Origin of the sequence: Nitrosococcus oceani ATCC 19707 (assembly GCF_000012805.1) — a bacterium.
GTDB lineage: Bacteria > Pseudomonadota > Gammaproteobacteria > Nitrosococcales > Nitrosococcaceae > Nitrosococcus > Nitrosococcus oceani.
Genome location: NC_007484.1, coordinates 1795228 through 1816170 on the forward strand (window position 1 = coordinate 1795228; position 20943 = coordinate 1816170).

Consider the following 20943-nt stretch of genomic DNA (forward strand, 5'->3'; position numbering starts at 1 on the left):
TGTTTTTCCTAGACTTTTGGCTAACTATTCTATAGTCCGGTAACAGGTTGCCGCAAGGTAACGAATTCTTCGGCAGCGGTAGGGTGAATGCCAAGCGTGCTATCGAAGGTAGATTTCGTTGCCCCCGCCTTGATGGCGATGGCAATACCTTGGATAATTTCACCCGCATCGGGTCCTAACATATGCGCGCCCACTACCCGGTCAGTGGTTTTTTCTACGATAAGCTTAACCATCGTTCGCTCATCCCTGCCGCTCAAGGTGTGTTTTAAGGGGCGGAAACTAGAACGGTATACGTTAATTTCGCCGCAGTGCTCCCCTGCTTGCTCTTCAGTGAGCCCAACTGTTGCAACATTCGGATGGCTAAAGATACAGGCAGGAATATTGCTATAGTCTAGTCGGGAATATCCCCCGCCATAGAGGATGCGGGTCAAAACCATTGCTTCAGCGAGCGCAACGGGTGTGAGGTTGAGACGGTGAGTAACATCGCCGATCCCGTAGATGGAAGGAATAGAACTTTGGTAATGGTCGTTAACGACCACGGCGCCATTCCAACTGAGTTCCACGCCCAGATCTTCCAACCCCAGTCCTAGAGTATTAGGAGCCCGGCCAGTAGCATACATGAGGGCGTCCACCTCCAGGGTTTTACCATCATGGCACTTGATGGTAAAACCCTGCCCTCCCTTTTCCACAGCTGCTACTTGGGTATTGAAGCAAAGTTTAACCCCCCGCTTGGACATTTCTTGAGCCAGATTTTGCCGGAGGTCATCATCAAAACCACGAAGAAAGAGGGGACCGCGATAGAGCAGGGTAGTGTTGCTGCCCAGTCCGTTAAAGATACTCGCAAATTCTACAGCGATATAACCCCCGCCGACAATGGCCACCCGCTCTGGAAGTTTGTCAAGAAAAAAGGCTTCATTTGAGGTGATGACGTGTTCACGGCCGGGAAATTCAGGAACGACAGGCCAACCCCCAGTCGCCACTAAAATACGTTCCGCAGTGTAACAGTGGTTATTGACCGAAACGGTATGGGGGGTTTCCAAGCGGGCGCGGCCACTGACAAGCGTGACTCCCGCCTTGCCTAGTAAATTTTCATAAATTTTGTTAAGGCGTTGAATTTCCGTGTTTTTGTTCTGAATGAGAGTGGACCAATCGAATTGGCGCTGCCCCACTGTCCAGCCAAATCCCGTGGCGTCTTCGAAATCTTCAGAAAAATGGGCGGCATACAGGAATAGCTTTTTAGGGATACAGCCTACATTGACACAGGTACCCCCTAGGTATCGTTCCTCGGCAATGGCTACCCGGGCGCCAAAGCCCGCGGCCATGCGGGCGGATCGAACCCCGCCAGAGCCGGCGCCAATGACAAAAAGGTCAAAATCGTAGGAAGTCATGATAAGAGGTGAGATTTTTCCCTTAATTTCTGGGTAAGTTCCTCAGCAGGAACCGGGTAACTGATGAAGTAACCTTGTGCTTCATCAACTTTGATTTCATTCAAAAAGTTTAGTTGCTCCCGCGTTTCTACCCCTTTTGCAATCACTGCACGTTTTAAACTGTGGGCCATCGTGGTCACAGCAGTGGTGATGGCGGCGTCATCGGGATCAATACTAATACCTTGCACAAAGGAACGATCAATTTTGACCGTGTCTATTGGGAAACGCTTTAAATAAGCCAAGGGGGAATACCCTGTTCCAAAATCGTCCAAGGATAACCGACACCCCATTTTTTTTAAGGTATTGAGAGTCTTCAGACTAGACTCCATGCGATTTATGAGCATGCTTTCCGTCAATTCTAATTCCAGGTGATCAGTGGGAAAAGGCGTCTTCTTAAGGATTTCTGATACTCGTTCTGAAAAATCAGTCTGCTCAAGCTGGCGGGCAGATAAATTAATGGCGATCCGTACAGGATAAGGATTGGATTGATTCCAGATTTTAGCTTGCGTACAAGCCGTTTGTAATACCCACTCTCCAAGGGGAAGAATGAGCCCGTTTTCCTCCGCCAAAGGAATAAATGTATTGGGACTGATTAAGCCTAATTCTGGGTCAACCCACCGTATCAATGCTTCCACTGAAACAATGGCGCCACTTTCCATATTTATAATTGGTTGATAATACAATTGAAATTCCTTGCGGGCAAGGGCTCTTCGGAGGAGATTTTTAAGCGCAAGCTGTTCCGTGGCGGCGGTGTTGATTTCAGTGGTGAAAAATTGGCAGCAACTTTTACCCCTTTTTTTGGCCTGATACATGGCCGCATCGGCACGTTGCAGGAGCATACTTGCCTCATGGCCATCTTCCGGATAAAGGCTAACCCCAATACTGGCAGAGACAAACAATTCATTACCCTTAATGTTGAAGGGTTTCTCGCAAGCGCTAATAATTTTCTGGGTAATAAGGGAAATAGCCGAGGTATCAGTAAAATTTTCGATAATGACCGTGAACTCATCGCCTCCCAGTCTGGCAATGGTATCTTCGGCGCGAATATTGAGCCGCATGCGTTCCGCGACCTGTTTTAAGAGGATATCCCCGATGGGATGACCGAGGGTATCGTTGATAAATTTAAAACGATCAAGATCGATAAACAGGACGGCAATCCGATGATGATGGCGCTGGGCATGATGGATGGCATGTTCGAGGCGATCAAGGAAAAGAGAGCGATTTGGTAATCCCGTTAAAGCATCATGGTGAGCGAGATAGTAGAGTCGTTGTTCAGTTTGTTTGCGCAGTGTGATATCGGAAAAGATGGCCACAAAATGGGTAATTTCTTCCTTTGAATTTCTAACAGCATTGGCCGTCACCCAAAGTGGGTAAATCTCTCCATTTTTTCTCTGACTCCATAGCTCTCCTTGCCATTGGCCAGTGCTTTTAATGGCGTGCCGTACTCGCTGAAAAGAGATCGGCTTCTCCTGTTTAGTCTGGAGTGTACTAAGATGTCGGCCCATGATTTCCGATCTTGCAATGCCGGTAATGTGAGTAAAAGCTTCATTCACATCGACGACGTATGCCTTAGTGTCAGTAATAATGACTCCCTCAACGGTGCTTTCAAAGACTTTAGCCGTGAGGCGAAGACGGCTTTCCGCATTTTTTCGGCGCTGATCGTTATGGTAGGCATCAAGAATGCTTCCACAAGTGGAAAGTAAGGGATTCAGATAATTAATCAAGCTTTTATCATAGGGTTTATCGCGATTGGCGATGCCAATGATTCCCAACAGGGAATTATGGTGGTAAAAAGGAAGTGCAAGAAAACGCTTTATTTGAGAATCATGGCTTAACATTCCTGCTGCCCAGGAATCATGACGAATATCGTTGGCAATAATAACCTTGCCCTGGCTCATAGCCCTGTTAAAAAGCGTTTTTAGTTGGAGAATTTCCGCGCCGCTTGTGGGGCATGTGGCCCGCAGATAACAGCCGTGCTCGCTGCAGGCAACATGGCCGGCGGCAAGTGTCCTAAGATAGGAGTTGCCAGTCTTTGAGTAGCGAATTTCACCGAGCAAGCCAAATTCGCTTTTTGAAAGCGTGAGCGCCTCTTGCAGGACTTTGCCAAACAGTACCGAAGGGTTGGCATCCTGAATGAAAAGTGACTGAATTCGCCCAATCGCGTCAAAAAGCTGGAGGTAGGACCGTTCTCTAGCAAGGAGCTGTTTTAGTTGATGCCGGTTTTTTTCCTGGCTTTCGGCGATGTTTTTCCAGCTTATTGCAGCGCCAAAAATGCTGGCTAATGTTCTAAGCGCATTTTCTTCTGGGGGGAGAAGAGGGCGTTCATAACGAGTATGATCAAAGCCGATAAACCCCCACCAGCCATCCCGGACAAAAATAGGTGCCACAGCGATGGATTGGACAGACTGGCATGATAGAAGTGCTCGTTCCGAGAAAGGAAAATCATGGATTCGTCCGCAGATAAGTTGATCTGTACTCAGTAAGTTGATCCAACGCTGGAATCCACCTGCCTTATAGGAAAAATTCTGCAGTTCAGGATTATTGATTTGAGGTTTGACGCCTGGCGCTGTCCATTCATAACGTTGGCTGGTTAGAAGTTGGTCTTTGTGAGAACGGTTTTCAAAAATGTAGGTTCGGCAGGCGCCTACGGTTTGGCCTAACCGTTCTAAAACATTATTGATGTTTTTTTCCCAAGGGGAAGAATATAAAAGCTGCTCGGCGGCATAGGCCATTACCTCTAGGAAGGTATCATAACGGTGCGCGATCTCTTGCTCCTGTTTTTTACTTGCCATCAGGATTTGCGATTATTATAGACTGTTCCCTCATGCCTCAATAGCGAGGATAGAGGGTAAGAAGATTTTTCCAATATTTTTTAAAATGTTTGTCCACCGCAGAGTCAAGCCGCGTGAAATTTTATATGGGGGAATTAACAGAACTACAAAGTTTTTAGATATTCTAAAACCTGGCGCCGCTCTTCTTCTGCTAACTGATCTCCAAACGTATGGCCTCCATTGGCATATCCTCGCAGCGTCGTATCATAGAGGCGCTTGCGTTGCTCAGCGTCTTTTGCGCCTTCTTTGCCGTAGGTGAGCTCTGTGTAATGCCAGCCCAGGGCTTTATCATTGTAATCCTTGGAATCAAAAGAGCGGGTCCAATAGGTAGGCCGCAGGTCGCTTTTCAGCAAGGCTTCAATGGTGGGAACGGAACCATTGTGCAGGTAAGGAGCGGTGGCCCAAACTCCATCCAGGGGCGGGGCAAGATAGCCCCCCGCAGGTAGATTAAAATGGGAATTTTCACCATAAAAAGATTGCGCCAGCCAATGACCGAAACGATCCAGTTGTTTCCCCATGGTGGATTGGATATATTCTGGGTCCGTGCCAATTTCCTCTAGGGGAATGACCAGGTTAGGGTAACTTTCGTTTTCACCATAGGTGCCATGGCAGCGAGCACAGTGGGTTTCGAACACGGTTTGGCCCTGTTTAGCCCGTGCCTGGTCAATGGGGAAAGGATAGACAGGGGGTTCAAGAGAAGCAATATAGGCGCGAATATCGGGAGCATAGGAGTCAATTACTTTCGCTTCTTCCACTGAGTCCGTGCAGAAGGTAGAGGCCAGAATCATCATCCGGGCATGATCGCCCCGACCCTCGGCCGAGTAAAACATGGCATGTTTTTTCTCCATCCGCCACCAGGGGGGGACACTTAAGGGGACGGGCTCTTTGGGTGGGGGTTCTATCAGGGGTTCTTGGGACCAGGCGAGGGTTTCCGGATCCCGGTGGGCAAAAAGGGCCCAGGTCAGGTTAACCGCTGGATTAGCGCCGATGACCTCGGTTTTCATATAGGGGGCAATGGCTGCGATTCGATCGGCCCATTTACGCCATGCGGCCGTTTCTTTTTCTCCCTGGACATAAACGCCCATGCGCTCGGCGGAAGCCGCAGGATCGCCGGTAAAGTCCGCCGCTTCGTTGCCTAGACCCACAATAAGCTCACCATTGAAGACTCCGCCATGACAGGTGAGGCAATTGCCAACCACCAGTTCAGTCCCGTCCTCTTTTTGGTAGTAGGTTTGGTTGTAGGGCAGTTTGGCATTAGGCTCCTCTCGTCCAGGGAGTGCGTATTCGGGAGGGCGGTCCAGATCGCTTTTCTTATAAGCATCATAGGGAATGCCACAGGTCACATAAGCCTTATTGATGATGGCATCGTAGCCCGCTTCCGGATCGCCCTGCCGTTGGGGTTCAGGCGGAACAAAGCCGGTAGAAGCCGTTTTAATGGTCGAGGATGACTCGGGTTTAGATTCCTCACCTGATCCGCAGGCAGTCAATAAAAAAACCAAACCGACTGTGGCCCATGGCCGGTAAATACGATTTTTAAGCTGCACTTGCTTTCCCCCGATGCTGTATGGAAATACATGAGATTTAATCATAGCAAAAATTTGGCGTTTTTATGCTCCGTAGCCGATCAATTCCACATAACCTTGCCCTTTTATCTTTTTCCCTTTCTCTTGACCTCTGACCTGCACTAACCCGCCCCAGTAGCGGAGTAAAAGATTGAGTTCCTGATTCGCCACAGCAGGGGTCAGGCGAAGGTCAATACCTTGGGCAGGGAGGTGAAACCGCCAGCGGGCGGGGTATGGGGTCCCATCCTTGGGACTTTCCCAGTAGTCTAATATTTCAATGGTGAGCGCTTCGGAGTCGAAGGATTGGATTTTACCTGCTCGATCCACCAAAAATCCGCTATTAATAGGTGTACCACTGCCATCCCGCCGACGGAGTCGAAAAATCAGCAGTTCCCGGCCATCATCTAGCTGTAGCAGAAAACGATCCCAAACTACCGGCCCGGCAGGTACGGGTACCGCTCCCCAAGCCCGATCTAGCCAGGCTAAACCTTTTACGGGGTAGATCTGATTACCTCGCTGGATTGTGCCCTGGGCCCCTAGACGCGTGAATTGATAGCTGTAAAAGACACCGGCCTGTCCGGAGGAATCGTTGTTAGGAAGGAGAGGCGGTTTAAGGTTGCGTAAAGTCAAGTCGATACTCGCGCCATCGGCGGTCGCCCGCAGGCGGAAATTGGCGTTTTCTTCTCCCAGAGCCTGGATGCGCCAATTTTCTACCCATACCTGGGTAGGCGAGGAGTCAGCTCCGCTCAGCCCTAGGGCAGCCCGGCTGAAACGCTCAAAGGCGCGAAAACGCCCTTGATTGACGTCGGTCAGGGCAAAATGGCCACGATAAATCTCCTTGGCCCCCCAAGCTGAAGGACGAGGGGGCGCTTCCGGAGGCTTCAGGCCCACCCGGAAAAAACTGAGCTGGAAGCCAAAATGCGCTTCCTGTTCCGAGGCCAGATGACCCGTGAAATGCCAGGACTCCGTCCGGTAGCGGGAGTGGGCACCGTGATCCTGGGGGAAGGAAAATGACCAGGGGGCCTCTACTCGGGCAAATCCTTCCTGCTCGCCTAGCAGCTCCGCTAAGGGAATCCCTCCCTGGGGCTCCAATGCCGGTTCGTTGCTTTGCAACCACTGAAGGCTACCGATTCCTATCGCGATGAGCGCCAGTAGCCAAAAGAGGTGAGTTTTCCTTGGAAACATAAGGTTTTCCCTAAGCATTTTAAATACTAGCCGATTAAACCATAACTACAAGGTTTTTATGAAAGCGAGGTATTCAATGTCTAGAGTTAGGGTTTATTTACTGGTTTTGATTTTTTTTGGCTTTGCTTTAAGCGCTGCTGCCGGAGAGAATTTTGAAAAACAGCGCTCCCCAGCGCTGGAAAATTCGGCGTTATTCCCCCTTCTGGAAGGGCTTTTGCGGGAGAAATCGGGACTTCCTTTGAATAGCAAACAACATTCCTCTCCCGCAAAAGAAGCGATGCTTAAATCGGAGTCGGTCGCGTCCCGCCTGGAACCTGCTCCTCCGCCAGAAGTGATCGTGGAAGGGATTATCGTCCGTTTCCAGTCTCCTGACATTCAAGCCCTGGCCCAGGCCAACTTGCCGCCCCCTGAAGCGGTGATTGCTGAACTGGAGGCCGCCCTGGGAGAAGAACTGGTATTCCATGGGGCCATGGTCAATGAGGCCCATGTGTTCCGCTTTCTGACTCCCAAGGAGAGCAGGGCGGTTACTCCCCTGCTCCAGCGCGCCGAGAATCTTCCCAGCATTGAGTGGATTGAGGCGGATACTCGGGTGGAACCTCAGTCTTCATCGAATGATCCCTTCTTCAGTTCCCAATGGAATCTAATGGGTGAGAAGGAAGGTTTTGCCGGAGGCATTGAGGCTGCTTTATACGGCAAGCCCGGAAGATTGCGCTTATCTTAAATCGCTCAACCCGGCCAATGTGTATGCCCCGGATAAGTGGACCTACGAGGGAATTGCCTTCTATGCCAAACTCCCCATTAATGGCGTTTGTCCTGACGCTTCCGTTCCCGTTTACCGGGTTTATAATAATCGCTGGCGGGAAAACGATTCCAACCATCGCTTTGTCACCTCAGTCAGGGAGTATCAGGCCATGACGGCAAAAGGCTGGGTAGGAGAAGGGGTCGCCTTATGCGCGGCTTTTGGGGGTGGAGATTAGCGGAACTTTTTGCGTCCCGTTCATTTCTCCACCCCACCCTGAGTCCGCTTGTGGCGGGAAGGCGGATTCAGGCTTCCTTCTTCTCTTCTGGGTTCTCTTTATTTTTTTCGTCGTTTCTCCATTGTTCATAGCATTCCAGGCCGCAAAACCAGCGCACATATTCCTCCGCTTCAGCGCTTTGGGCTTCTGATTGTGGAATTTCTTTCAGGCAAACATCGCAGTTGAGTTTGGGTTCGCTAGAAAATATCCGTGGATCGCGTTCATGGGAGTCAGTCATGGCGTTGATTCCTCAATTAAGCGCATATTTAAAGTATGAATAAAAATAGCCTATCTTAAGTTTTTTTCCAAAATTACTTCTCTAGTATAGGTCAGTACTTGCCTTCAAAGTTCCTGGGTTCCCCAAATTCTGGCCCGTGTAGTATAGGAATTTGCGTTCGAATGTTTGCTCAATAGGATTGAAGTCAGGTGAGTATGGCGGCAAGGGGATCACATCTTTCTTGCGCCCTGATGCATGGTGACGCTGCGCCATCATTAAATGGGTTCTTCTCCGTCTCTTGCCGGAAACAAGGCCGAGTATCTTTTGACCTTTGGCAACCCCTCCGGCATTACAGTTGCAATGGGCATCAAAGCCTGTCTCATCCATGTCAATCAGGTTTTTAAAGCCCATCATGCGATATTCGGCGCTGAGCTTTTCGCAGAACGCCTGCCTTTTCATAGTACAGCGCTCGCTATACCCGCGCTCTTTTTTTTACGATGCGCATCGCCTTTAAAGCGCGGCTAATGGAACTCGTATGTACACCAAACACTTCTGCACGTTCATGAAGAAACATATCAGGGTGATCCTCGACATGTTTCTTAAGCGCAGCCTTATCAAGTTTACGATTGCGAAAACCATGTTTCTTAGGCTGCAAATCATCAGTATTCAGCCAACGATAAAGGGTATTGCGGGAAAAACCAAAAAGGCGGGATGCCTCAACCTTGCTGCCACCACTATTTATGTACGAGATTGCGGCTTCTCTCAGATCAAGCGAATAAGTCATGAAAAATTATAGTATGTAACCTTATTAACGCAAATTACTATAAAAAGCGGCCCGAGCGGGAGCCGCCCATTCCTTGGTGGCTATTAAAGTACACAATCCCGAGCCTCCGACTTCATATAGATAAAAGCGAAGCATCTGTATGGGCTCGCCTTCCAAAGCGCCAATCCCGCAGGCCAGGGAATCCGATACGCGAATCTTAAGCTGTTGGCGGGCTGCTTCCGAGAGGTCTTGGTAAGAGGACCGGCTAATAAACTCAGCCATTTGTTCAACCTGTGTCGTCAATATAAATCCTGGTTTAGGGTTATGTTTGATAACTTGATGCAGTATGGCATAGTTGTTATAAGGTAGCATTATTTTAACTTTACTCATAAAAAGCATAGAAAATACTGCACTAGATTGCCAGCAGTGGTAACGTGAAAATCAGAATTTAATCTGTTAGCAGGGAATAGAACTGGAGTATGGCAGGGGGTGCTGCCGGGAGCGCACATTAAATAAAGAAAATAAAGATGCCCATGGGGGCGATTAGCATCTTCTAGCGGCCGCTTTGGCGGCCTTTTGATAATTAGAATTTAAGCGGGATATATTACCCTATGGCTTACCAACCTATTGAAAATTATGGAATGATTGGCGACCTGCGGACAGCCGCGTTAGTGGGGATTAATGGCTCCATTGATTGGCTCTGTATCCCCCATTTTGACTCTCCCAGCGTTTTTGCGGCGCTGCTTGATGATAAGAAAGGCGGTCGGTTTCAAGTTGCACCGATAGATAATGGGGCCAAGTGCAAACAGTTTTATTGGCCTGAAACCAATGTGCTGGTGACCCGTTTCCTGGCCCCGGAGGGGGCCATTGAAGTGACTGATTTTATGCCAGTGAGCAAGGCCGTCGCTGGTGAACCTCATTTCCATCAGTTAGTTCGCCGCGTTACTGCGGTTCGGGGCCGCAGCCGATTACGATTAACCTGCCATCCCGCCTTTAATTTTGCCCGTGATGAACATACCACGGCATTGGTGGACAATGGCGCTGAGTTTTATTCGAAAGACTTAAATTTGGCCTTATCGGCGAGAATTCCCCTGCAACGAAAGGGGGAGGGGGTCGAGGCGGAGTTTACCTTAAACCAGGGTGAAACAGCTGTTTTTATTTTGCATCAAATCACTGCTGAATCCCGCTGCGCCCCTTGTCTTTCCGTCGCTGAAGCGGAAGCAAGCTTTCGGCAGACAGTGCTCTATTGGAGACAGTGGCTGGGTAAATGCACTTATCAAGGGCGCTGGCGTGAAATGGTGTACCGTTCTGCCTTGGCGCTTAAGCTTTTAACCTTTGAACCTAGCGGGGCTATTATCGCAGCCCCGACTTGTAGCCTGCCCGAGGATTTGGGAGGAGTGCGCAACTGGGATTATCGCTATACTTGGATTCGAGACTCTGCTTTTACTGTCTATGCTCTGCTGAGAATCGGGTTTACCGAGGAAGCGGAGCGTTTCATGCAATTTATCGAGAGCCTCTGCCCCGCAGTGGCCACGGAGCGCCCCTTGCAGATCATGTATCGGATAGATGGGGGTCGCGATATTCCCGAGGAAATTCTCGATCATATGGAAGGCTATCGTGGTTCCCGGCCGGTTCGGGTCGGTAATGCCGCCTATCGTCAACTTCAGTTGGATATCTATGGGGAGTTGATGGATGCAGTCTACCTTCATAATAAATATGGCGCGCCAATTTCCCATGATTTGTGGGTCCGTTTACGGCGGTTGGTTGATTGGGTTTGTGAGAATTGGCAACAGCCGGATGCCGGGATCTGGGAAGTTCGTGGGGGACATAAGCATTTCGTGTACTCCAAGCTCATGTGCTGGGTTGCCATAGATCGGGCGCTACGCCTAGCCCATCAACGATCCTTTCCAGCCGATCGGGGTCATTGGCTTAAGGTGCGTGACCAGATTTATCTGGATATTATGGAAAAGGGCTGGCACCCTGAACGTCAAGCCTTTGTCCAGCATTACGAGAGCGGAGCGTTGGATGCGGCTAATCTGACCCTGCCTTTAATGCAGTTTCTCTCTCCCACTGACCCCCGGATGCTAAAAACCCTGGATGCTATCCTTAAGCCCCCCGAGTTAGGCGGTCTAGTATCCAACAGCTTGGTGTTCCGTTATAACCTGGGCGAAACCGAAGATGGGCTGGAAGGAGATGAAGGGACTTTCAATATTTGCACTTTCTGGCTAGTGGAAGCCCTCACCCGCGCCGGGCGTCATCATCCACCCCGGCTTGAGGAAGCCCGCTTGATATTCGAGCGCATGCTGGGCTATGCCAATCACCTTGGCCTATATGCTGAAGAAACGGGTTATAGTGGTGAAGCCCTTGGCAATTTTCCCCAGGCGTTTACCCATTTAGCGTTGATCACCGCGGCATTTAATTTGGATCAGACGTTAGATTCCCGGCATTAGGCAGGATGCTCCGATTTGCAGAGTTTGAATGAGATTCCCTGCTTGGTTCAGGCTCGCCAGAGAAATGATATTATTTAAATGCTCTTGAGCATGAGAGCGATTTTAGAAAGGAAAATCAGGCAATTTTATGTGGTCCGAAAAAATCATTGAGGGACTGGTGGGTCCCCAGCTTATCAATGACTCTAAAACCCCTTCCGGCAGGGTGCATGTGGGCTCCTTGCGGGGCGTTTTGATTCACGATGCTCTCTATCGCGCATTGCGGGATAAGGGTACAGAAGCAACGTATCAGTATGGTATTGATGATTACGATCCCCTAGACGGTCTTCCTGCCGACGCCGCCCCTTCCTTGCAGGAATACATGGGCCACCCCCTTTGTAACATACCGGCTCCTGCTGGTTCCAATGCCACGGATTTAGCGGATCATTACATCTCCGAATTCTTAGCTATTTTTCCAGAACTTGGGGTTGATGCTCAAGTGTATAGGATGCGGGATATCTATCGCTCGGGACGGTTTAATCAAGCTGTTGACGCCATTTTGGAAAAATCCGATGTGGTCCGCAAGATTTATGCGGAAGTCAGCCATGCGGCCCGGCCTGAGGATTGGTATCCGTTCCAAGTGATTTGTGAGAACTGCGGCAAGATCGGTACTACGATAGTAACGGCTTACGATGGCAAGGAAGTGACTTACCATTGTAAAGCAGATTTAGTGAGCTGGGCTCAGGGGTGCGGGTACCAGGGAAAAGTCTCTCCCTTTGATGGTCGTGGCAAGTTGCCGTGGAAGCTGGAATGGACGGCAAAATGGCATACCTTTGGGATTACTATAGAAGGCGCTGGCAAGGATCATTGTACTAAAGGCGGTTCCCGTGATGTGGCTGCCCGTTGCCTGAAGGAAATTTTTGGTGATTCGCCGCCGCTGAATGTGCCTTATGAGTTCTTTCTGGTCAGCGGGGCTAAAATGAGTTCTTCCAAGGGGGTGGGTATGGCAGCCAAGGAGATAGCCCATTTTCTTCCGCCCGAGATACTTAGATTTCTAATAGTGCGGACTCCACCCAAAAGAACGGTCAATTTTTCCACGGATTTTGAGTATATCGTCAGGTTGTTCAATGAACATGATCGGCTGGTCCAGAAAGCGCAACTGGAACAGGCCCATTCTGAGAAAAAAATGCTGCGGATGATCGAAGTCGATCCGGTTTCCACTGCCTATCATCCCGTCGGATTTCAATTATTGATCGCTTTGCTGCAATTACCCCATATTGATGTGGAACATGAAATTCAAAAAAGGACCGAGGGGGGATTGACTGAGCAAGATAAAGAAAATCTAAAAAAACGATTATCGGCGGCGACTTATTGGCTCGATAACTATGCCTCGGAGGAAGATCGGATAGAACTTCAGGCGAATCTGCCTGCTGCAGCAGCCGAATTAAGTCATTCCCAGCGGGCTTTCTTGCATCTTTTGGGGGAGAAATTTCCCAAGGAATCACAAGAAGAAGAAGCCTATCAAAAGCTTATTTTTGATATTGCCCGGCTAACGCCTATTGACCAGAAAAGCGCTTTCGCGGCTATTTACCGAGTCTTACTTGATCAGCTGCAAGGACCGAAAGGCGGCGCGTTATTTGTGTATCTTGACAGGGAATTCTTAGTTCAGCGATTTTTGGAAGTCAATTTTTCCCGAGATGCCTTTTGGCATGAAAGCGGGATATCGGCAAAAGAATGCGAGGATTGGTTGAGCAAACATAGGGGGCAAATTTTGAGTACGAAAGCCGAATATAGGGTAAATGCCTTAATCTCCGCGATGGATGCGCCAGATATTTCGGGAGAGATAAGGGGAAAGGGCGTCATTGAACTCCAGGTGATGCTAACGGATAAAAAAACGTATAGGCTGCGTGTGTTGCTTAGGAATTTTAAGGGCGAGGAGAGCACGTTAGACTCAGCAGTCGCCTCCCTTGAAGCCCAAGGAGAAGGTTTTCTTGATGAAATGACCCGGCTTTTCGGGATTAGCATAGAAACCGCCGTAAAGCCCATAGTATATAGAGAATATGCGGATAGAGCATGACGGTTTTCTCGATTCCTCTTTACTAAGAGGAAACGTAAAGATTATTCGCTTACGGGTGATTTCTTTGTTAGTGAGCATTTGAATGCAGGAAAGTTGCTGTCCTATTTATAGAATAGCTCTTACTGTTATTTTTCTTGTTCTTGGCGGATGCGCGAGCCAATTCCCCCCCCTGATCCAACAGCCATCATCGGGAAATCCTAGTCTAAGCGCGGTGCAAGAAGATATTTCTTACTATCAAGGCAGCTACGTGCGGTGGGGCGGCACGATTGCAGGTATTGAGAATAAAAAAGAGCATACGATACTAGAAATTATTGCCCGGCCACTGGAAAGTGACGGCCGGCCGAGGGAAATAAATATTGATCTGGGGCGATTTCTGGCTCGGGTGGAGAATTTCTTGGACCCAGAGATTTACCGGCCAGGGAGGGATATCACAGTCTATGGTTCCATAGAGAAGCCACTGAAAAGAGGAGAAGATAAGCCTTTACTTCCTCTGATACAGGTAAAAAGATATCATCTTTGGAAGCCTAGAAACTATCCTCCTGCCTATTATCCTTATCCGTATTGGAAACCCAGAGGCTACTATTAGTTAGCTCGAAACGGTACCCGTTGGCATGCATGTCGCTAACGGGATGTACGGTCTTATCTTTGTGGAACCGGTCCAAGGTATAGCTGAGGTGGACCGGGAATATTACGTGATGCAGGGCGAGTTCTATACCCTGGGGTGTTATGGTGAAGTGGGTCTTCAGCCCTTTGACATGGAGAAGGCGATCCGCGAGGAAGCCAAGTACGTGGTCTTTAATGGAGCCGTCGGCTCCATGTACGAGAAGCCGATTAAAAAAATGAAATGCTCCCGCAAAGAGCGTAGTTCATCCAGGCTATGTTGAACACTCATCTCCTGCGAGGCGCATTGGTACGGTTAATCAACCTCGGTGGCGTTCGGGCCCTGAAGTTGGATTGGGAAGGTCCACCGTCGCCGTGTTTAAGTATTTCAGCGCCCGGGAATGGGTCCAGCACATAAATTTCAGAGACTAACTATAGCCTCCAATCTAATTTACAACGATAGGCCCTGTCTACCGATCGTTTTCGGTGGTGGGCTGGTCTATCTCCTTTTGTTTTTGAAGCTGCTCTTCAACCCGGCGCAGCGCGGTATTCACGGCGAAATCATTGGGAAAGACATTCAAAGCGCGTTTATAATAGATAGCGGCTAAATCCAGATCCCTTTGATCTTCAGCCTTCAGGCCCCAACGAATGTAATAGTCGCGGATACGCTGAAGGCCCTTTGCAGCTTCGGGGTGATTCGGTGCTATTTCTAAAATTGCAGTATAGGATTCGTAAGCGTTATCGCTTTCTGGTGTGGTAAGTTTGAAAGCAGCCTCCTGCTGTTTAGCCTGGGCCAGCAGTAGGGTAATTTGTTGTTCTTGGGAGGATCGCTGTGAGTATCTTTTCGGTTCAGTTCTAGAGATGGTTGCCTTGTTCCGATCTTGTTGCGATTCTTTTTGGGCTAAAACCACGCTAGCTTCCGTTCCCAGCTTTGGAGAAATTTCGTCAGCACTTTTCTCTGGCGTGAGCTTAGGGCTGGAAGTCATCATCCCATTGTCACTATCAGAGGCGGTTTCCTGAGTAGCTGGATTTCTGTTTTTTTCCATGACAGTAGGGGGAGGTACGTCGCTAGCAATCATTTTGCCTTTCCCAAAGGAGTTTTCGCTTTTTCCCTCGGCTTTATTAGCCGTGTTTTTAGTGTCTTCGGTGGGTTCTGTAATTGCAGGAAGAGAAGCTTTTCCAGGGATTAATGCCGATAGATAAGCCCCGCCGATCAGGCCGACTATGAGCGCCAGGAAGACGCCTAGGGCCATAATAATCCATGGTTTCTTTTCTCCTGTTTGGCGTTTTTCCGGTAGAGGAACCGGAGTTTTATAATTATGGTCAGTGTTTGTGGGCTGAGGCGTTTGCTGCTCTGGGGAGAGAGGCTTATCTAAAGAAAAAGGTTTTTCGGAGATGGATTGTTTTTCTAAAGCTGGAGAATCGCTGCTTGGTGAAAAAATAATGGGAGAGGTCTCTTTAGTTGAATCATCGTTTTTTCTTTCCCTTGGATTAGTTTGAAACGCGGATTCCAGAGAGGTCTGAGACTGCTCGGTTATGGGTAAAAAAGCAGTTTCTGTACCTTTAGCCAGAGAGAGATTGTCAGAGAAATCATTATTGCCTAGCGCTAGCCATAGACTTCGGGCAACTTCGTCAACTATTTCTGAAGAGATAAGTTTTTTATCAGTGAGGCTAGCTTCCAAAAGCGCAGCGCCACAGAGTTGGTTGATAAGCTGGGGAATGCCGTGGGAAAGCCTTACCAAGGAGGTTATTGCTTCTGGGCTAAAGGGATTTTCGCCTATATAGCCGGCTTGGCGAAGGCGAAAATCAACATAAGGGCCAACTTGATCTGCAAGCAAGGGAAGAAGAGAGTATACTTTTGAAGTATTTTTATGCTCCACCAATAAGCGTTGATAATTGGCAGTGTTGCTTTGACTGGCTAGCACGATAAAGAAAGAGGGAGTTTCTGCTGCCGCATATCTCGTTAATTCGGAAAACACTTGCACTGCTTCTTGGGAAATGTTGTCTGCCTCATCTACAAGAATGACTGCCCGTTTACCTGTTTGAGAGATGTGTTTTCCAAAAGAGTCTAGGGTTGAGAACCTTGCGGTAACCGATTCAGCTTCATCTTTGGCGGTGATATTAAATTTACTCTGTATCAAAGCGAGAAATTCTTCAAAACCCAGTTTGGGGTTGTGAATGAAGATAACTGGATAGTTTTTCCCTAGTTGCTCCATAAAGCGAGTCAGGAGAAGTGTTTTTCCGACGCCAGGAGGACCGGAGACTACCGCAATGCGAAGCGAGCCTATGAGTCCTTCGAGTAGACATTTGCTTACTGCTTGGTGGAAAGGGGCTGGGAAAAAGTAGTGTGGATCCGGCACCAGCCGAAATGGATGGCTCTTAAGTCCGAAATAGTCTGTATACATAACCCGTTATGTTTTTATGGTCGTAAAAAAGTTTTCAACCCGTGAGAATTGTTACTAGCTCCATTGAAAGCGTATCATGGTAATACCATGAGGTATAAATAAAGTGGATGCAAAAGATTGTTGGTGTCGTGAACGGAAGAAGGATTTTATCAAGCGGTATTCGGGAACATCGGTTAAGGCGCCGTATTAGCGCCTATGGTAAATCTTTGCCTAATCGCGGAGATATGAAACTTTTCTTTAGGATAGGCTTTTTTTATAGAGGTTGGGCAAATAGGGCTACTCGTTTTTCGTAGGCTTCACGGGCAATAGCGATATCTTCTAAAAATCGCGGCAATTCTTTTATCAGAAGGGCTTGGGGGCCATCTACCAAGGCTTTCTCGGGGGCAGGATGAAAATCTGCCAATACCATATTGGCACCGGCGATGATTCCTTGTGCGGTTACATGCATGATATCCATGATTCCGTCAGGAGACTGGGCGCGGGAACCCACTGAGTGGGAAGGATCGATACGCACCGGCATTCGAGTTAAGCGTTTAATGGTGGGAACATGGGCAAAATCCACAAAGTTCCGATGAGGATCGCTAGCGCTAGTTTTCATCCCGCGAAGGCAAAAAATAACTCGGCGGTTGCCTTCGCTGGCTAGGTACTCAGCGGCATTAAGGGACTCTTCCAGAGTGATGCCAAATCCTCGTTTAAGCAAAACGGGGTATTTTTGCTGCCGTCCAGCGATTTTCAGCAATTCAAAATTTTGTGTGTTGCGAGTCCCGATCTGCAGCATCACGCCAGTAGGATGGCCGGTATTGCTCAAAGCCTCATCAATTTCATGAATATGAGATTCATGGGTGATTTCCATGGCAACGATTTTGATACCATATTTACCGGCTAGCTCGAATACATCAGGAAGGCAGCTTTTACCATGGCCCTGGAAGGCATAGGGGCTAGTGCGAGGTTTATAAGCTCCCATCCGGGTGCAAACTTGCTGATTAGCCTGTAAAGCCCGCATCATGAGGTCTATATGCTCGCGGGTATCCACGGCGCATAATCCCGCAAAGACATTGAAATTATTTTGACTAAAGAGGACTCCATTATATTCAAAATGGCTAGAACGGGTTTCATCTTTATGTCGCCCCAGAATACGATATTCTTCGGAAACCCGAACCACTCGCTCCACGCCAGGTAAAAGGGCAATCTCCTCGGAGGTAATAGCGCTAGTTTCTCCAATTAAATAAAGTTCGGTGAGTATTTGCTGTACCCCTATCTCTTGATGCTCCCGGATAAGGATATTGGGAAGATTGTGGAGGTAGCGCAGGGTCTCGCGGTATTCGTCAGAGTTTTTATCCGTATTGGGGCGCAGAATAATAATCATATTTAGTCTAGGTTGAGGGAGAGGAAAGCGTATTCTCTAAATTATGATTGCGCATTAATTAACCTCGTGAAGATGATAGTTTAGAAGATTTGAGGCCATGTTTTTGGATACGGTAACGTAAAGTTTCCCGGGTGGTTCCTAATGCACGGGCAGCTGCGGCAATGTTGTAATCATTGCGCCTAAGCACGGTTTCGATAATGTAGCGGTCCATCTCTTCAAGGACCATGCTGCCATCTAAGGGGAGGAAAACCTGATCAGGACTGGCTGCGGGCGAGGAGCCAACTGGAGAATTAGCTTGTCCTGGCAGTTGGAGCCATTGCTCAGGGAAAACAGCGTCTTCGGAAAACAGCACACACCGTTCCACCACATTGCGCAATTCACGCACATTGCCGGGCCAATCGTGGGCATGAAGTCGAGTCCACACTCTCTCCGGAATAATTTTGACCTGTCTGCCTGCTTCAGCATTGAATTCGGCTACAAATAGGGGCACGAGTTCCTCTAAATCCTCTTTAATTTCCCGCAATGCCGGCAAATTGAGACGAAAGACGCTAAGGCGATGATAGAGATCGCTGCGAAAATCTCCATGCTTGGCCATTTCTTCTAAATCACGGTTGCTGGCCGCCAGAATTTGTATATCAACGGGGATTTCCTTGCTGCCACCGAGGCGGCGTACCCATCGATCTTCAATAGTTTTGAGCAACTTAGCTTGCAGATCCAGAGGCATTTCGCCAATTTCATCCAGAAATAAAGTACCTCCATTAGCTTGCTCAATTAGGCCAGGATGGCGGGCTTTAGCCCCCGTAAAAGCGCCCGCTTCATGCCCGAAAAGCTCCGATTCTAGCAACTCCCGAGGTAGTGCGGCACAGTTGAGTTCCACCATGGGATGTTGGGCCCGCTCCCCTCCATAGTGCAAGATTCGGGCTGCCAAGCCTTTGCCCGTTCCTGTTTCACCGCCAATGATAAGGGCGCTAAAGGGCACTTCAGTTAGCTTAGCAAGTAATTTACGCACTTCTTGGGCAGATTGGCTACGGCCCACAAAGGCTTGGGGAGAGTATTGGCGATGGTGTTGCTGGACTTGATAAAATAAGCGTCGTTGGGCGCGGGCACTGCGGGCGGCGCTAGCTATTACTAAATCCAGGTGCTCTAGCTCACAGGGTTTTTCGAGAAAATCATAAGCGCCGAGCCGCAGGGCCCGCACTGAATCAGGGACGCTGCCATAGCCAGTGAGAAGAAGCCATTCGGCATGGGGGTGTTGCCCTTGGACGGCCTCTATCAGATCCAGGGCGTTACCATCTGGTAGGCTCATATCCGAAAGAACGAGGAGCGGATCAAAGTGTTGCTCCAAAAGTATGGAGCGTGCTTGTGATAAAGTTGTGGCCCACTCTACCTCCCACCCTCCACTTTGATAATGGCGTGAAAGTTCAGTGCCTAAAAGTATTTCGTCCTCGATAATCAGTAGTGTGGCACGCATGCTGCTGCTCTCCCTGGTAGGGCAAGATAAGGGTAACGCAAGCGCCATGGGGCTGTTTATTGGCAATCTGCACATGGCCGCCTACTTCCTGGGCAAACCGTTGTACCATGGTCAGTCCCAATCCAGTTCCCCGCTGGCTGCCGCTGACAAAAGGGCGGATACCGCCGTCAAGCATTTCTTGGGAAAAACCCGGTCCTTCATCACTAACTCTTAGGTAAAGTATCTCGTCGTTTTGATGGGCTTCCACTCGTACTTTGCCTGGTGTTTCTCCCATGGCTTGGGCGGCATTGAGTACTAGATTGAGCAGTGCCTGACGAAAGTTTCCTTCTGGCAGCCGGCAGCTTAAAGCTTCTGGAATCCTGCTTTCCAATTGTAGGTGAGCAGGTATCTGATAACGGGTAAGGGCCAGTAACTCTTGGACGACGTTGGCAATATGCAATTCAACAGCGGGTTGAGGGGTATGCTTGGCTTGATCGAGAAGATTATTTAAAAGCCGTGTCAGCCGTTTTAGCTCAGCACCTATCAAATCAAGGCGTTGAGCTTGATCTGGATCGCTGATTTCTTTCCGCAGGTTGCTGCAGCTCATTAGAATGCCCGCCAGGGGGTTGCGCAGTTCATGGGCAATACTGGCAGCCAGTTCTCCCACCGCCGCAAGCCGTTCTGCTCGAGCCAGACTGCGTTGTTGCCCTAGTAACGCCTGGGCGGCGGTTCGTATTTCCGCTTCTAAGGATTGGGCGCGAAGGCGGTTTTCCTTTTCTAATTCTCGCAGCCGAAGCACCATTTCATTGTAGCTGGTAAATACGGGCAGTAGCAGAGGATGTAAACGACGGGTAGAAATAGGTGTAAAATCTCCTTTGGCAAGCCTGGATAATAACTGGGAGAGATCTCCTAAGGGATCCAGAATACGGCGACGCAGAACCCACCCTCCTAGCAGTAAAATAGCGATTAAAGTGCCAACAGCGAGTTCTAACTCAGTACGGGTATCTTGAACGACTTCCGTGAGTATCTGTTCGTCCTGAACAATTTCCGCATTCAGTATCTCTTTCATCCTGTTTAAAGCTGGAAATAGCATGACAGGCTGGATTTGCTTCTGATCCTTAATAAGCCCAACGAGGAGAGAATGAAGCTGGCGTAACTTCTCTGGGGTTTCCTTATCTGAGTAGTAGTTCGCGTTGATAAGGTTTTTTACCTCCCTCTCTATTTCTTTGAGTCTATTGAAGCTCAGATCTTTATTCGATCCAGAGAGCTGTTTTAGCAAAATCTGTTGCATATTAAGGCTAACTTCTTGAAGACGGTAGGAATAGCTTATATAAGCGCGTACCGTTTCCAAGCGTTGCAAATTCCGCCAAATCATTCCCCCGAGAAGAATTAAAGTCAAAAACAATAACCCGAGTAAAATTAGCCCTCGTAATTGAGCGGTCCGGTAAATTAAACGTTTCACGTTCAGTGTTATATATAGGTTATAGGATTAAGGGAGGAATGGTTTTTTATATTGGGCTTCCTTATTGATTTTATTTCTTTTGTTTTTATAGATGACTACCTGTCCGTTGATCCCGCCCCCTAAAAAATAATAGCGGGCGGGTCTCTGCTGTGCGTT

At 48.7% G+C, this 20943-nt stretch carries 18 protein-coding genes; 6 read left to right on the forward strand and 12 right to left on the reverse strand.

Features of this window, described 5'->3' with window-relative positions:
- Positions 1-29: 29 nt before the first annotated feature.
- From gorA to NOC_RS08690, 4 genes are all read right to left on the reverse strand, one after another.
- The gene (gorA, locus tag NOC_RS08675; protein ID WP_002809149.1) at positions 30-1388 is read right to left on the reverse strand and encodes a glutathione-disulfide reductase; all 1359 of its coding nucleotides are present in this window, start codon (positions 1386-1388) and stop codon (positions 30-32) included.
- Positions 1385-4219, reverse strand: coding sequence for a sensor domain-containing phosphodiesterase (locus NOC_RS08680; RefSeq protein WP_002809846.1), 2835 nt, complete (start codon positions 4217-4219; stop codon positions 1385-1387). The genes gorA and NOC_RS08680 overlap by 4 nt, the downstream gene beginning before the upstream one ends.
- A 143-nt stretch (positions 4220-4362) precedes the next feature.
- Positions 4363-5847 (reverse strand): c-type cytochrome, encoded by a 1485-nt coding sequence (locus tag NOC_RS08685; protein ID WP_002811327.1) that lies wholly within the window; start codon positions 5845-5847, stop codon positions 4363-4365.
- Between the two features lie 18 nt (positions 5848-5865).
- A complete protein-coding gene (locus NOC_RS08690; protein ID WP_011330712.1) occupies positions 5866-7005 on the reverse strand; it encodes a lipocalin-like domain-containing protein in 1140 nt (379 codons plus the stop codon).
- A 76-nt stretch (positions 7006-7081) separates the two neighbouring features.
- Here NOC_RS08690 and NOC_RS08695 point away from each other — a divergent pair, with 76 nt between their 5' ends.
- Both NOC_RS08695 and NOC_RS08700 read left to right on the forward strand, forming a co-directional pair.
- Positions 7082-7726 (forward strand): hypothetical protein, encoded by a 645-nt coding sequence (locus tag NOC_RS08695; protein ID WP_002811555.1) that lies wholly within the window; start codon positions 7082-7084, stop codon positions 7724-7726.
- Complete coding sequence (locus tag NOC_RS08700; protein WP_244859938.1) at positions 7680-7982, forward strand: hypothetical protein; 303 nt, start codon at positions 7680-7682, stop codon at positions 7980-7982. Before NOC_RS08695 ends, NOC_RS08700 begins: the two co-directional genes overlap by 47 nt.
- A 67-nt stretch (positions 7983-8049) precedes the next feature.
- Here NOC_RS08700 and NOC_RS08705 read toward each other — a convergent pair whose 3' ends face one another.
- The 4 genes from NOC_RS08705 to NOC_RS08720 form a co-directional block, all read right to left on the reverse strand.
- Positions 8050-8259 (reverse strand): DUF3330 domain-containing protein, encoded by a 210-nt coding sequence (locus tag NOC_RS08705; RefSeq protein WP_002810146.1) that lies wholly within the window; start codon positions 8257-8259, stop codon positions 8050-8052.
- 81 nt (positions 8260-8340) lie between these two features.
- Positions 8341-8697, reverse strand: coding sequence for a hypothetical protein (locus tag NOC_RS17435; protein WP_049750813.1), 357 nt, complete (start codon positions 8695-8697; stop codon positions 8341-8343).
- A 13-nt stretch (positions 8698-8710) separates the two neighbouring features.
- Entirely contained in the window at positions 8711-9022 is a 312-nt protein-coding gene (locus NOC_RS17440) for an IS630 transposase-related protein (protein ID WP_011330713.1), read from the reverse strand.
- A 24-nt stretch (positions 9023-9046) separates the two neighbouring features.
- Positions 9047-9283: an MmgE/PrpD family protein gene (locus tag NOC_RS08720; protein ID WP_244859939.1), complete on the reverse strand. Its 237-nt coding sequence runs from the start codon at positions 9281-9283 to the stop codon at positions 9047-9049.
- Between the two features lie 329 nt (positions 9284-9612).
- Here NOC_RS08720 and NOC_RS08725 point away from each other — a divergent pair, with 329 nt between their 5' ends.
- The 4 genes from NOC_RS08725 to NOC_RS08740 all read left to right on the forward strand — a co-directional run bounded on the left by NOC_RS08725 (position 9613) and on the right by NOC_RS08740 (position 14388).
- Positions 9613-11451 (forward strand): glycoside hydrolase family 15 protein, encoded by a 1839-nt coding sequence (locus tag NOC_RS08725; protein ID WP_002811115.1) that lies wholly within the window; start codon positions 9613-9615, stop codon positions 11449-11451.
- Positions 11452-11578: 127 nt separating this feature from the next.
- Complete coding sequence (lysS, locus tag NOC_RS08730) at positions 11579-13504, forward strand: lysine--tRNA ligase (protein WP_002810103.1); 1926 nt, start codon at positions 11579-11581, stop codon at positions 13502-13504.
- A gap of 82 nt (positions 13505-13586) precedes the next feature.
- Positions 13587-14090 carry a Slp family lipoprotein gene (locus NOC_RS08735; RefSeq protein WP_002808588.1) on the forward strand — a complete coding sequence of 168 codons (504 nt, stop codon included), beginning with the start codon at positions 13587-13589 and terminating at the stop codon, positions 14088-14090.
- A 25-nt stretch (positions 14091-14115) separates the two neighbouring features.
- Positions 14116-14388: a hypothetical protein gene (locus tag NOC_RS08740; RefSeq protein ID WP_036497352.1), complete on the forward strand. Its 273-nt coding sequence runs from the start codon at positions 14116-14118 to the stop codon at positions 14386-14388.
- A gap of 186 nt (positions 14389-14574) precedes the next feature.
- On the opposite strand, the gene NOC_RS08745 is transcribed toward NOC_RS08740, so the two are convergent.
- From NOC_RS08745 to NOC_RS08760, 4 genes are all read right to left on the reverse strand, one after another.
- The gene (locus NOC_RS08745) at positions 14575-16509 is read right to left on the reverse strand and encodes an ExeA family protein (protein WP_011330714.1); all 1935 of its coding nucleotides are present in this window, start codon (positions 16507-16509) and stop codon (positions 14575-14577) included.
- Between the two features lie 253 nt (positions 16510-16762).
- On the reverse strand, positions 16763-17875 hold the full coding sequence (locus NOC_RS08750) for a 3-deoxy-7-phosphoheptulonate synthase (RefSeq protein WP_002808825.1): 1113 nt from the start codon (positions 17873-17875) through the stop codon (positions 16763-16765).
- A 58-nt stretch (positions 17876-17933) separates the two neighbouring features.
- Positions 17934-19346, reverse strand: coding sequence for a sigma-54-dependent transcriptional regulator (locus NOC_RS08755; protein WP_011330715.1), 1413 nt, complete (start codon positions 19344-19346; stop codon positions 17934-17936).
- The gene (locus NOC_RS08760) at positions 19297-20787 is read right to left on the reverse strand and encodes a sensor histidine kinase (RefSeq protein WP_002811569.1); all 1491 of its coding nucleotides are present in this window, start codon (positions 20785-20787) and stop codon (positions 19297-19299) included. Before NOC_RS08760 ends, NOC_RS08755 begins: the two co-directional genes overlap by 50 nt.
- Between the last annotated feature and the right edge of the window lie 156 nt (positions 20788-20943).